The sequence below is a fragment of the Curtobacterium flaccumfaciens genome, from assembly GCF_013359815.1.
Lineage (GTDB): Bacteria > Actinomycetota > Actinomycetes > Actinomycetales > Microbacteriaceae > Curtobacterium > Curtobacterium flaccumfaciens.
The window spans coordinates 123,658-136,395 of the sequence record NZ_JABMCF010000040.1; the positions used below are offsets into that span (position 1 = coordinate 123,658).

General features: G+C 71.1%; 11 protein-coding genes. 7 read left to right on the forward strand and 4 right to left on the reverse strand.

Annotation, left to right across the window (positions count from 1 at the left end):
- Together HP445_RS14365 and HP445_RS18995 are read left to right on the forward strand one after the other, a co-directional pair.
- Complete coding sequence (locus HP445_RS14365) at positions 1 to 504, forward strand: peptide deformylase (protein WP_071405406.1); 504 nt, start codon at positions 1 to 3, stop codon at positions 502 to 504.
- A 142-nt stretch (positions 505 to 646) separates the two neighbouring features.
- A complete protein-coding gene (locus HP445_RS18995; protein WP_258320840.1) occupies positions 647 to 778 on the forward strand; it encodes a hypothetical protein in 132 nt (43 codons plus the stop codon).
- 470 nt (positions 779 to 1,248) lie between these two features.
- On the opposite strand, the gene HP445_RS14370 is transcribed toward HP445_RS18995, so the two are convergent.
- Entirely contained in the window at positions 1,249 to 3,186 is a 1,938-nt protein-coding gene (locus HP445_RS14370; RefSeq protein WP_128779670.1) for an AMP-dependent synthetase/ligase, read from the reverse strand.
- Between the two features lie 121 nt (positions 3,187 to 3,307).
- Here HP445_RS14370 and HP445_RS14375 point away from each other — a divergent pair, with 121 nt between their 5' ends.
- The 3 genes from HP445_RS14375 (at position 3,308) to HP445_RS14385 (ending at position 6,581) form a co-directional block, all read left to right on the forward strand.
- Positions 3,308 to 4,261 (forward strand): ROK family glucokinase, encoded by a 954-nt coding sequence (locus tag HP445_RS14375; protein ID WP_017886608.1) that lies wholly within the window; start codon positions 3,308 to 3,310, stop codon positions 4,259 to 4,261.
- 104 nt (positions 4,262 to 4,365) lie between these two features.
- On the forward strand, positions 4,366 to 5,091 hold the full coding sequence (locus HP445_RS14380; RefSeq protein WP_071405408.1) for a lysophospholipid acyltransferase family protein: 726 nt from the start codon (positions 4,366 to 4,368) through the stop codon (positions 5,089 to 5,091).
- Positions 5,092 to 5,195: 104 nt separating this feature from the next.
- A complete protein-coding gene (locus HP445_RS14385) occupies positions 5,196 to 6,581 on the forward strand; it encodes a class II 3-deoxy-7-phosphoheptulonate synthase (RefSeq protein WP_110864693.1) in 1,386 nt (461 codons plus the stop codon).
- Positions 6,582 to 6,736: 155 nt separating this feature from the next.
- Here HP445_RS14385 and pknB read toward each other — a convergent pair whose 3' ends face one another.
- Complete coding sequence (gene pknB, locus HP445_RS14390) at positions 6,737 to 8,812, reverse strand: Stk1 family PASTA domain-containing Ser/Thr kinase (protein WP_111047179.1); 2,076 nt, start codon at positions 8,810 to 8,812, stop codon at positions 6,737 to 6,739.
- Positions 8,813 to 8,894: 82 nt separating this feature from the next.
- Positions 8,895 to 10,166, reverse strand: a complete 1,272-nt coding sequence (locus HP445_RS14395; RefSeq protein WP_241660341.1) for a LysM peptidoglycan-binding domain-containing protein — start codon at positions 10,164 to 10,166, stop codon at positions 8,895 to 8,897.
- A gap of 172 nt (positions 10,167 to 10,338) precedes the next feature.
- Here HP445_RS14395 and HP445_RS14400 point away from each other — a divergent pair, with 172 nt between their 5' ends.
- Entirely contained in the window at positions 10,339 to 10,695 is a 357-nt protein-coding gene (locus tag HP445_RS14400) for an Rv2175c family DNA-binding protein (protein ID WP_171907813.1), read from the forward strand.
- Positions 10,696 to 10,765: 70 nt separating this feature from the next.
- Here HP445_RS14400 and HP445_RS14405 read toward each other — a convergent pair whose 3' ends face one another.
- On the reverse strand, positions 10,766 to 11,884 hold the full coding sequence (locus HP445_RS14405; RefSeq protein ID WP_071405410.1) for a polyprenyl synthetase family protein: 1,119 nt from the start codon (positions 11,882 to 11,884) through the stop codon (positions 10,766 to 10,768).
- A gap of 96 nt (positions 11,885 to 11,980) precedes the next feature.
- Here HP445_RS14405 and HP445_RS14410 point away from each other — a divergent pair, with 96 nt between their 5' ends.
- Positions 11,981 to 12,376 carry a DUF3040 domain-containing protein gene (locus HP445_RS14410; protein WP_110864614.1) on the forward strand — a complete coding sequence of 132 codons (396 nt, stop codon included), beginning with the start codon at positions 11,981 to 11,983 and terminating at the stop codon, positions 12,374 to 12,376.
- Positions 12,377 to 12,738: the final 362 nt, after the last annotated feature.

Consider the following 12,738-nt stretch of genomic DNA (forward strand, 5'->3'; position numbering starts at 1 on the left):
TTGACCGTTCGTCCCATCCGCCTGTTCGGCGACCCCGTCCTCCGCTCGCCGGCCGACCCGATCCGCCCCGAACTGCTCGGCAGCGCCGGGGTCCGTGACCTCGTGCAGGACCTCATCGACACCGTCAAGGAACCCGGACGTGCCGGGGTGGCCGCGCCCCAGATCGGCGTCGGACTCCGTGCGTTCTCGTACAACGTGGACGGTGAGGTCGGTTACGTCCTCAACCCGGAGATCGTCGAGGTGTCCGGCGAGCCCGAGCTCATGGAGGAAGGCTGCCTCTCCGTCCCGGGGCTCGGCTACCCGACGCGTCGCTCCCCGTACGCGAAGGTGCGGGGTGTCGACGTCGACGGCGACGAGGTCGTCCTCGAGGGCACCGGCTTGATGGCCGAGGCGCTCCAGCACGAGTGCGACCACCTCGACGGCACCGTCTACGTGATGACGCTCGACCCCGAGGTCCGCCGTCAGGCACTGCGCGACATCCGTGCACAGGACTGGTTCCACTGAGCGCTTGCACAGTCCCGCGTTCGCCGGCTGTGAACTGTGGTGTGACACCCCCACGGGGGATTGTCGCTTTGTCCTGACGAGGGGGTACCGTGCTGCTGTCGGCCTCCCACCGACGACCATCCCATCCCCCCAGGACTCCCGCATGACCAGTCAGAACGACGAGCTCAGCTCGCACCGCACCCGCACCAACCGTCGACCGGCCGAGGCCACCGTCACGACCGGTTCGACCGCCGTCCTCGACGCCCCCGCGACGGAGCAGTCGCAGGAGGCCTGAGTCCCGCAGGCGCCCCCGGCGCCCGCTGAACGGCCTGGAGGCCCGGATCACGTCCCACGGACGCGATCCGGGCCTCCAGGCTGTTGCGTCCACACCCGCGCGTACCGGGCGGAATCGGGCGTACCTGGTGAGAAGAACCGACTAGGTACGCCCGGATCGACCCGGTACGCCCGAATCGACTCGGTACGCCCGGAGCTGGTCGCTCAGCGAGGCGGCCGCGCGCGTACCTGGCGGAATCGGGCGTACCTGGTCAGAAGAAACGACCCGGTACGCCCGAAACGACCAAGTACGCCTGAAAGCGGCCAGCCCGCACGCGGCGACCGCCTGGAGGCCCGGCGGCAGTCCAGCGGACCGGCGCCGGGCCTCCAGGCCGTCACGTCCACAACCGCGCGTACCTGGCGGAATCGGGCGTACCGGGTCGAAAGAACTGACCCGGTACCCCCGATTCGACCCGGTACGCCCGGCGGGCGCTACGCGCGGTTGCGGCGCCGACCCTCGATCACCGGGGTCGCCGTCGTCTGCACCTTCGACCCGGAGTAGATGTGGTCGATGTCCGCGGCGAAGTCCTTGAGGATCACCGACCGCTTGATCGTGAGCTTCGGCGTGAGGTGCCCGGAGGCCTCGGTCAGGTCCGTGTCGAGGATCGTGAACGACCGGACCGACTCGGCGCGGGAGACCCGGCCGTTGGCGGCGTCGATGGCCTCCTGGACGGCGGAGAGCACGCGCTCGTCGTAGGCGGCCTCGTGCCCGCTCAGCGCCGGGGTGATCCCGCGGGACTCGCACCAGCCGGGGAGCATCTCGCGGTCGAGCGTCACGAGGGCTGCGACGAACGGCTTGCCCTCGCCGACGACCACGACCTGGCCGATGAGCGGGTGCTCGCGGATGCCGTCCTCGAGCGGTGCCGGCGCGACGTTCTTGCCGCTCGCGGTGACGATGAGCTCCTTGGCGCGGCCGGTGACCGTGAGGACCCCGTCGGCGTCGATCCGGCCGAGGTCGCCGGTGCGGAACCAGCCGTCGGCGAAGGCGTGCTCGGTTGCCTCGTCGTTCCGCCAGTAGCGGTCGAAGACGTCGACGCCGCGGATCAGGATCTCGCCGTCGTCGGCGATCCGCACCTCGATGCCGGGCAGCGCCCGACCGACCGTCCCGATGCGGAGCTCCCGGGCCCGGTTGACGGTGGCGGGGGCGGTGGTCTCGGTCAGGCCGTAGCCCTCGAGGATGAGCACCCCGATCGACCGGAAGAAGTGCGACAACCGCGGGGACAGGGGCGCCGAGCCGCTGACGGCGTACTCGACCCGGCCGCCGAGGGCGTCGCGGAGCTTGGCGTACACGAGCCGGTCGAACAGCTTGAACTTCAGCCCGAGCAGGAACGGCACCCTGCCGGCTGCGAGGGCCTCGGAGTGGGCGACCGCGGTGTCGGCCGCCGCGCGGAAGATCCTGCCCTTGCCACCGAGGTCGGCCTTCTGCTCGGCGGAGTTGTAGATCTTCTCGAACACCCGGGGGACCGCGAGCAGGAACGTCGGCTTGAAGGTCGACACCGCCCGCATCAGGTCCTTCGTGTCCGGCTCGTGGCCGACGAGGACACCGGCGGACACCGACATCGCGGCGATGAACCGGGCGAAGACGTGGGCGAGCGGGATGAACAGCAGGGTCGAGGCGCCGTCGGCGACGACCTCGGGCATCGCTTCGCTCGCGCCCTCCACCGTGGCGGTGAAGTTGTCGTGCCGCAGGACGCAGCCCTTCGGCCGGCCGGTGCTGCCCGAGGTGTAGATGATCGTGGCGTCGTCGTGGCCGTGCACGTTCGCGGTCCGGGCGTCGAGTTCGTCGTCGGTGACGTCCTCGCCGAGCCGGGTCAGGTCGTCGAGGCCGCCGCCGTCGATCGTCCAGTGCTGGCCCAGGGACGGCAGGTCGGGTGCGATGGAGGCGACGCGGCGCGCGTGCTCCTCCTGCTCGACGACGATCGCGACCGACTCGGAGTCGGACAGGATCCAGCGCACCTGGTCGGGGGAGCTCGTCTCGTACACGGGCACGGACACCAGGCCGGCTGTCCACACGGCGAAGTCGACCAGGGTCCACTCCAGACGGGTGCGGGACAGGATCGCGACGTGCGCGCCCGGTTCGAGCCCGGCGGCGACGAAGCCCTTCGCGATGCCGCGGACCCGGGCGAGCGTCTCCGCCGCGGTGAAGGTCGTCCAGGTGTCGCCGTGACGCTGGGCGAGGATCGGACGGTCGGGCGTCAGGCGGACGCGGTCGCCGAGGAGCCGCGCTGCCGAGCCGTGGTCCGGGGCGACGGGACCGGCGCTGGGCGGTGTGGCGTGCCTCCCGGCCGACGGCGTGGTCCCGGTGGCGGCGCTGCCAACGGTGGACGTGTCGGTGGAGGCGCTGCTGCGTGCAGGACGCTGATCGTTCACGGTGACTCCCTTGTCTGCCGGTTCGACTCGAGTGCGCCTCAACACCGAGGCGACACCGCCAGCATAGGACGCGTCACCGGGCGTTCCGTGACTTCGCGGCGAACCGGTAGGCTCGTTGCTCGTGCACGCCATCGGAATCGACATCGGGGGCACCAAGATCGCGGGTGCGGTCGTGACGGAACTGGGCGAGATCGTCGCCGAGGACCGCGTGGCCACCAACGCTGCGGACCCGAACGCCATGCTCGACGACGTCGTCTCGATGGTCGAGCGACTCAGCTCGCTCCACCAGGTCGGCGCCGTGGGGGTCGCTGCCCCCGGGTTCATCGACGCCTCGCAGTCGATCGTCTACTACACGCCGAACATCCGGTGGCGGAACGAACCGCTCCGGCAGAAGCTGCAGCAGCGCCTCGGCGACCTCCACATCACGGTGGACAACGACGCGAACGCCGCCGGCTGGGCCGAGTTCCGGTTCGGCGCCGGTCGACTCGTGTCCGACATGACCATGCTCACCATCGGCACGGGCGTCGGTGGGGCCATCGTGACCGAGGACCGCCTGTTCCGCGGGGGCTTCGGCACCGGCGGCGAGATCGGTCACCTGCGCATCGTCCCGAACGGCCTGCCCTGCGGCTGCGGCGCCCGCGGCTGCATCGAGCAGTACGGCTCGGGCCGCGCCCTGCAGCGCATGGCGAACGACGTCGCCGACGCCGGTGGCATCGGTTCGGCTCTGGCCGACGCCCGCGCCGACAACGGCGGCCAGCTCGACGGCAAGATCGTCGGCGACCTGATCCTGGCCGATGACCCGGGTGCCCTCGCGGCCCTCCGTCGGCTCGGTCGGCACCTCGGCGAGGCGTGCGCGTCGCTGTCCGCGGTGCTCGACCCGCAGCTCTTCGTGTTCGGCGGCGGCGTCGCCAGCGCGGGGGACCGGCTGCTCGACCCGATCAAGCAGGCGTACCTCAACAACCTGCCGGCCCGCGGGTACCACCCCGAGCCGGACTTCGTGATCGCCGAACTCGTCAACGACGCCGGCGTCGTCGGTGCCGCCGACCTCGCCCGCATCCACGCCCGCACGGCGTAGGGTCGGCGCGCACACACGCGCACACACGCACACACGCACACACGAACGACCGCCCACCCCCGGGCCGTGCACCACCCGGACCTTCTCACCACCTGGAGTCGTCGATGACCTACTGGCTGCTGAAGAACTTCGTGCTCGGCCCGCTCATCCTCACCCTGTTCCGGCCGTGGGTCGTCGGGCGTGAGCACGTCCCGACCTCGGGCCCGGTCATCTTCGCGTCGAACCACATCTCGTTCATCGACTCGGTGATCCTGCCGGCGGTGCTCGACCGTCGGCTGTCGTTCCTGGCGAAGAGCGACTACTTCACCGGCCGCGGCCTGAAGGGCTGGGCGACGAAGACGTTCTTCAACGCCATCGGCCAGCTGCCGATCGACCGCTCCGGCGGCAAGGCGTCCGAGGCATCGCTCCGCACCGGCCTGCAGGTCCTGGCGCGCGGTGAGCAGCTCGGCATCTACCCCGAGGGCACCCGCAGCCCCGACGGCAAGCTCTACCGTGGCCGCACCGGCATCGCCCGGATGATCCTCGAGGGGCGCGTGCTCGTCGTCCCCGTGGCCATGGTCGGCACGCGCGAGGTGCAGCAGATCGGGCAGCGCTTCCCGAAGATCAAGCGCGTCGGGGTCGTGTTCGGCAAGCCGCTCGACTTCTCGCGGTTCCAGGGGTTCGAGACCGACCGCTTCATCCTGCGCAGCGTCACGGACGAGGTCATGCACGAGCTCGCCGGCCTGAGCCGTCAGGAGTACGTGGACGTCTACGCCACCAGCGTGAAGGAGCGGGCGAGCTCCGCGCGCGAGGCCGTCATGCGGGAACGGAAGTCGACGCCTGCACGTTAGGCTCTGATGGTCCCGGCACCCCGCCAGGACGCCCATCGACGACGCGCGGCCCGGTGCCGGTCAGCGTCGTCGGGCCGCCCGCACAGAACACCGAGGTAACGCCCTTGCCCGAGTCGACCGACTTCGTCGCCCTGCAGGATCCGGACGTCATCGAGGGGCTCGACTATTGGCGGACGCTCCCGATCAAGCAGCAGCCGACCTGGCCGGACGCAGCCGCGGCCGAGGCCGCTTCGGCCGAGATCGCCACGCTCCCGCCGCTCGTGTTCGCGGGCGAGGTCGACAAGCTGCGTGAGCGGCTCGCCGCCGCCGCCCAGGGCAAGGCCTTCCTGCTGCAGGGCGGTGACTGCGCCGAGACCTTTGCCGGTGCCACCGCCGACTCCATCCGCGACCGGGTCAAGACGATCCTGCAGATGGCCGTCGTGCTGACCTACGGCGCCTCGATGCCCGTCATCAAGATGGGGCGCATGGCCGGGCAGTTCGCCAAGCCCCGCTCGAGCGACTTCGAGACCCGTGGCGACGTCACGCTGCCCGCGTACCGCGGCGACATCGTGAACGGCTACGACTTCACGCCGGAGAGCCGGACGGCCGACCCGCGCCGCCTGGTGCAGGGGTACCACACCGCCGCTTCGACGCTGAACCTCGTCCGGGCCTTCACGCAGGGGGGCTTCGCCGACCTGCGCCAGGTGCACTCGTGGAACAAGGGCTTCGCCTCGAACCCCGCGAACGCCCGCTACGAGCACCTCGCCAAGGAGATCGACCGCGCGATCCGCTTCATGGACGCCTGCGGTGCCGACTTCGAGGCGCTCAAGCACGTCGAGTTCTACGCCTCGCACGAGGGGCTGCTGATGGACTACGAGCGCCCGATGACCCGCATCGACTCGCGCTCCGGCCTGGCCTATGACACGTCCGGCCACTTCATCTGGATCGGTGAGCGCACGCGCGACATCGACGGTGCCCACGTGGACTTCCTGTCGCGGGTGCGCAACCCGATCGGTGTGAAGCTCGGCCCGACGACGAGCGTCGACGACATGAAGGCGCTCGTCGACAAGCTCGACCCGAACCGCGAGCCGGGTCGCCTGACCTTCATCACGCGGATGGGTGCGGGCAAGATCCGCGACGAGCTGCCCAAGCTGCTCGAGGCGATCAAGGGCATGGACGCCAACCCGCTGTGGGTCACCGACCCGATGCACGGCAACGGCCTGACCACGCCGACGGGCTACAAGACCCGCCGGTTCGACGACGTCGTGGACGAGGTCCTCGGCTTCTTCGAGGCGCACCGCCAGGTCGGGACGTACCCGGGTGGCATGCACGTCGAGCTCACCGGTGACGACGTCACCGAGTGCCTCGGCGGCTCGGAGCACATCGACGAGGCCACCCTCGCCACGCGCTACGAGTCGCTGTGCGACCCGCGCCTCAACCACATGCAGTCCCTCGAGCTCGCCTTCCTGGTGGCCGAGGAACTCGGCGCGCACCAGCCCGACCGCTCGTAACGCAGGAACCGTTTCGCCGAAGCGACAGAACCCCGCGGCATGTCCGCGGGGTTCTGTCGCTTTCGCGTGTCGGACGGGAGGCCCGTGACGGCGCCGCCACGGGCCTCCCGTCCGTCCTGGGGTCGCGTCCACGGCCGAGGGTGCGGTGTCCGCACCTACTGGTCGTAGGACAGGGTGATCGTGTCGCCGCGGTAGACGGTGGCGCCGGCGCCCGGGTCGGTGCCGGTGACGGGCAGCTTCGACTTCCAGTCGTAGAAGCCGCAGAGGATGTTCGTGCAGTCGGGCACGGACACCTTGAGGCCGAGGTCCTCGAGGGTCTTCGTCGCCTCGTTGATCGTGGGCCGCTCCGCTCCGAGGTCGGGCACGGTGATCGGCGTCGGGCCCTTCGACACGACGACGTCCACCGCCGACCCGCGCACGGCGGGGGAGTCCTGCACGGCGGCCGAGACGATCTGGCCCGAGGGCACGGTGTCGCTGTACTCCTCGGTGCGGGCGCCGAGGATCAGTCCGACGTCGTCGAGTGCGGCGGAGGCCTCGTCGACCGTCTTGCCGACCACGTCGGGAACCGGCCCGAGCGAGACGGTCAGGGTGACCGGCCCGGTCTCGCCGTAGGCCTGCACGGTCGTGAGGTCGAGGGCCTTGCCGCCGGACGCCCGGCCGGTCGCCGCGACCACGGTGTCCTTCGGGGCGTCGGCGGAGAACTCGTACCGGTCGTCCTGCAGCTCGAAGTCGTCGTCGAGCGCGGCCGTCACGGTGGAGAGCGGCTGGCCGACGATCGCCGGCAGCGGGATCATCCGGGGGCCGTTCGACACGACGATCTGCACCGCCGTGCCCTTCTGCACCTCGCGCTCCGCGGCCGGCTTCGTCGTGGAGACCTGCCCCTTCGCGACGACGGCGTCGAACCGTGTCCCGGTCTTCGACGCCGCCTGCAGGCCCTGTGCTTCGAGCAGCTGCCGGGCCTGCGAGACCGACTTGCCCGTGACTTCCGGGATCCGCACGTTGCCACCCGGCCCCGGGCCGAAGTACCAGCCGAAGCCGGCTCCGATCAGCGCGAGCACGACGACCACGGACAGCAGGATCCAGCCGCGCTTCCGACGCTTCGCCGACTGGTCGGCGAGCCGCTGTCCGGCGGGGGAGAGCACGCCCGGCTGTGCCCCGGTGCGACGGGGGCCGGGGGCGTTGCCACGGGCACGGGCGGGCGCTCGACCGCGGTCGCCGGTGTCCCGGTCGCCGGACCGGTCGATGATGGCGGTCTCGTCCGCTCCTGCGGCTCCTGCAGCCCCCACCGAGGCGGCGGCCGCTGCGGCGCCGAGCGTGCCGGCGCCACCGGAGGGCAGGATCGCGGTGCCGTTCTCGGGGCGGAGCACGGCCGTGCGGTACTGGCCGGTCGCGCGCTGCTGGTTGCCCGACATGTGGTCGAGCATCTCGCGGGCGTCGCGGGGGCGGTCCTCGGGGTCGCGTGCGGTCGACCAGGCGACCAGCTCGTCGAGCTCCGGCGGCACCCCGGACACGGCGGCACTCGGTGCCGGCACGGAGTCGTTGGCGTGCTGGTAGGCGATCTGCATCGGCTGCTCGCCCTTGTAGGGCTGCTCGCCGGTGAGCATCTCGTAGAGCATGATGCCGAGCGCGTAGATGTCGCTGCGCGAGTCGGCGGCGCCGCGGGTCACGAGCTCGGGGGACAGGTAGGCGATCGTGCCGAGGAGTGCTGCGCCGGTCGCCGTGTTCGCGGTCGTGGCGCGGGCCAGGCCGAAGTCGCCGAGCTTGATGCGGCCGTCGTCGGCGAGCAGGACGTTCTCGGGCTTCAGATCCCGGTGCACGATCCCGGCGCGGTGGGCCGAGGCGAGGCCGGCCAGCACGGCGCGCAGGATGTCCGTCGCCTGCTCGGGCGTCAGGGCGTGGTGCTCCTGCAGCAGGTCCCGCAGCGTGATGCCGGGGATGTACTCCATGACGATGTAGGCGATCTCGCCCTCGGCGCCCTGGTCGTAGACGCCCACCAGGTTCGGGTGCGACAGCCGTGCGGCCGAACGGGCCTCCTGGATGAAGCGCTCACGGAACGCCTGGTCGTCGGCCAGGTGCCCGTGCATGATCTTGATCGCGACGCGTCGCTCGAGGCGCACGTCGGTCGCGAGGTAGACGGTCGCCATGCCCCCGCGCGCGATGCGGGAGCGGACGCGGTACCGCTGATCGATCATGCGACCGATCATCGGGTCCGTGGCGGCGTTGGTGGTCATCGGCGGCATTCTACGAATCGAGACCGCACTCGGACGCACCGGCGCACCGGCCGTGACCCAATCTCGATCTTCCGGATGAGGCTCAGAGGGTCGCCAGCCAGCCCTCGGCAGCGCTCGCCCAGGTGGCGTAGGCCTTCGGGTAGGCGGAGAGCTGCACGGCCTGGGCCGCGTCGGTGATGCTCATCGAGGACCAGCCGGGCACGTCGAGCAGCCCGCGGGTCTTGCCGGCGTTCGGGTTGTTCCGCCCGCCGAAGAACAGCGCGGTGGCGTGCGCCGGGTCCTGCAGCTTCGCCGCGCTGCCCCAACCCTGGCTCGGCCGCTGCTGGAACAGGCCGACCGAGTCGCGGTCGCCGTGCGGCAGGTTCCGGAGGCTCGACTCCTGCATCGCGGCGGCGAGGGCCACGACGATGCCGCGGTCCGGGACGCCGAGCGATCGACCGACGGAGACGATGGTCGCGGCGTTCTGGCGCTGCTCGGCGCTCAGGCCGACGGCACCGCTCACCGCGGCGCTGGCAGCGACCGCGGGCGCGGCGGTGGCGTTCGACGACGGGATGACGAGCGTCTTGCCGGCGTAGATCGTGCTCGTGTACGACAGGCCGTTCGCCGACAGGAGCGACTTGACCGAGACGTGGTGCGCGGCGGCGATCGAGGCCACGGTGTCGCCGGCGCTGATCTTCACGCTCGACTTGGTCGACGGGGCCGAGGCGGTCGACACCGACGGTGTCGACGACGAACCGTGCGGCACCCGCAGCGTCTGGCCGGGGTAGATGACGCTGCGCTGCGACAGCTGGTTCGCGCTGAGGAGCGCCGTGGTCGACACGCCGACGCGGGACGCGATGGCGGAGACGGTGTCGCCCTGCTTCACGTGGTAGCTCGAGGTGTCCGAGCCGGAGCCGCCGGTCGACCCGGAGGTCCGCACCGCGGCGGTGGTGACGGCGGGGGTCGACGCCAGGTGGAGCGTCTGCCCGGGGTGGATGATCGTGTTCCAGCCGAGGCCGTTGCGCACGAGGATCTCCTGCGCCGACAGGCCGAAGCGGGCGGCGATGCCCGAGACCGTGTCGCCGTGGTGGACGGTGTATGTGGTGGGGGCCTTCGTGGTCACGGCGACGGTCCGCACGACGGTCTGCGACGGCCGAGCGACGGCGGTGCCGAACACCGGGCGGTCGGTCACGGCGCGGTCCTGGTCGACGTGGCGCTTGTGGTTCGCGTCGGCGTCGTCGTGCCGGGGCTCGGCGTGCGCGACCGGGCCGGTGAGGCCTGCGGTCACGGCGATGGTGCCCGCGAGGACGATGGGCATGGTGGCGAACCGGGCGGATCGTGCGCGCCGGGCGACTTCGTCTGCAGCGTGGTCCACGGGTTTCTCCTGATCTCGACTGAGCCGTGCGCACGCATGCGCGCACTCACAGGTGCCACAACGCTGGCATGGCCTGATTCCCAAGTCAACCAGAGAGTCAGATGGGGTGGATGTGACGAATGTGACGAACGAGGCGCATTCACTCCGGCGGTCCCTCTGGCACCATGGGCGTGTGAGTGCCGCACCCGTCGACGACCTGTCCCTCTCCGAACGCTGGCTGACCGTCCCCGAGCTGGTGGACATGTTCAGCACCAGCCCCGGACGGATCCACCGACTCTTCGAGCAGAAGACCCTGCTCGCAGCCCGCGTCGGCGGTGTGCTGCGCGTGCCCGTCGAGTTCCTCGAGGACGGCGAGCCCATGCCCGAACTCCGCGGCACGCTGATCGTGCTCGGTGACAACGGCTTCACCGACGACGAGGCGGTGCGCTGGATGCTCACCGTCGACGACGCGATGGGCACCACGCCGATCGCGGCGCTGCGCGCCGGCCGCAAGGCCGAGGTGCGTCGCATCGCCCAGTCGCTGCTCTAGACGCGTTCCGGACGGACGGGAGGCCCGTGGCGGTGTCGCCACGGGCCTCCCGTCCGTACTGGGGTCGCGTCTAGGACGACCGGCGGCTGACCGTGTCGGCCAGCGACGCGAGCTGCTCGCGTGCCGACGGCGTCAGCGGCGAGGCGTCCAGTGCCGCCTTGGCGCGCTGGACGTGCCGCTCGATCGACCGCTCCACGGCGGCCACGGCACCGGACTCGGTGAGGGTCGCGCGGAGCATCTGCACCTGCTCCTCGTCGAGGTCGGGGTCGCCGAGGAGTTCGTCCAGGAGCTGCCGCGGGCCGCTCGCCAGCGTCTTGCGCGCCGAGGCGATGAGGACGGTGCGCTTGCCCTCGCGCAGGTCGTCGCCGGCCGGCTTGCCGGTGACCTCGGGATCACCGAAGACCCCGAGCATGTCGTCACGGAGCTGGTACGCCACGCCGAGGGGGAGTCCGAAGGCGCGGAGGCCCTCGAGCTGGGAGTCGCTCGCGCCGGCGACCAGGGCACCGATGACCAGCGGGGCCTCGATCGAGTACTTCGCCGACTTGAAGACGATGACGCGCTGGGCGCGGAGCAGGTGCTCGGACTCGTCGATGACGGGCCAGGCGGTCTCCTCGTGCACGTCGAGGTACTGCCCCGCCGTGACGTCGAGGCGCATCGCGTGGAACTCCTGGCGGACGATGCGGGCCCGCACCGGGTCGAGGAGCGCGAGGCCCTCGTCGAAGACCGAGTCGCTCAGCGAGAGCAGCAGGTCACCGAGGAGCAGCGCGGAGTTCGTGCCGTACTGCCCGCGGTCGCCGACGAAGCCGGACTCCTCGTGCAGGGACTCGAAGCGGCGGTGCGCTGCCGGACGCCCGCGGCGGGTGTCCGAGCGGTCCATGATGTCGTCGTGCACCAGGGCTGCGGCGTGGAAGACCTCGAGCGCTGCGGCGACCGTGACGACGGCCTCGGCGGTGGTCTGCCGGGACCCTTCGGCCAGCGGGTCGAACGAGCCCGAACGGCCCGCCACCGACTGCCATCCCCAGTAGCAGAACAGCGCCCGGAAGCGCTTGCCGCCGGACAACAGGTCTCGGGCGTACCGGTCGAACGGCGCGAGGTCGGGGCTGATCGCGAGGAGCCGTTCACGCTGCTCGTCGAGTGCCCGGTCGATACGCGCCGATACGAGGTCCACTAATCGCGTACTCTCAGCCACGATCCCTACCCTAGTGGAGTGGTCGAGGCATAGAATCGGTCCACTCAACCCGCGTTTTTCAACCCCGCGTCGATCCCAGGAACAGAGGGAACCAAGATGCCGCTCTCGGAACAGGAGCAGCGCCTTCTCGAAGAGATGGAGCGCAGCCTCTACCAGAACGATTCCGATTTCGTGGCTCGTGTCACACGTCGACAGGGTCGTCCGACGTACACAGCCATCACGCTCGGTGTCCTCGGTGCACTCGCCGGGGTCGCCATCGTCATCGTCGGCCTGGTGATCAAGGCGCCGCTGCTCGGCATCCTCGGCTTCGTCGTGATGCTCGCCGGTGTCCTGTTCGCGCTGCGCCCGGGCATGCGTGCCCCGAAGGCGAAGCCCGCTCGGCCGGGCAAGCCCGCGTCCGGTGGGTCGGCGCGTCCGTCCGCCGGTGGTGGCGGGTCCTTCATGGACCGGATGAACGAGCGCTGGGACAAGCGCAACGACCAGAGTCAGTAGCTGACGGGGGTCAGCAGGACTCCCTCCACACTCCTCCACGGGGTCGGCCTTCGGGTCGGCCCCGTTTCGTGTTCCCGGGGGCTGGTTTTTGCGGGGTCCGGCCGGGGTCCGTGCCGGCGCGAGTGGTCACGACATGCCGCGTGCTGGCCGCCGAGGGTGCAGGAACCGTCGGTTGGGGCCCGCGCGAGCGACAGTTCGTGACCACTCGGCGGCGCGGCGGCGGCACGTCGTGACCACGCGCTGACCGGCGGCCGGGCGTGGTGGAGCCGACCGTGCGCCCGCGTGCGCTCCGCGGCGATGGTGGGACGGGCCTCCAGGCCGGGGTGGCCGGGGCTGCCGGGGCGGACCGCCGCCGGTGCGTG

Bases quoted from the DNA above. Each gene is read 5' to 3' on its own strand.
- HP445_RS18995 (WP_258320840.1), top strand. From the start codon at position 647: ATGACCAGTCAGAACGACGAGCTCAGCTCGCACCGCACCCGCACCAAC.
- HP445_RS14410 (WP_110864614.1), top strand. From the start codon at position 11,981: ATGCCGCTCTCGGAACAGGAGCAGCGCCTTCTCGAAGAGATGGAGCGC.
- HP445_RS14380 (WP_071405408.1), top strand. From the start codon at position 4,366: ATGACCTACTGGCTGCTGAAGAACTTCGTGCTCGGCCCGCTCATCCTC.
- pknB (WP_111047179.1), bottom strand. From the start codon at position 8,812: ATGACCACCAACGCCGCCACGGACCCGATGATCGGTCGCATGATCGAT.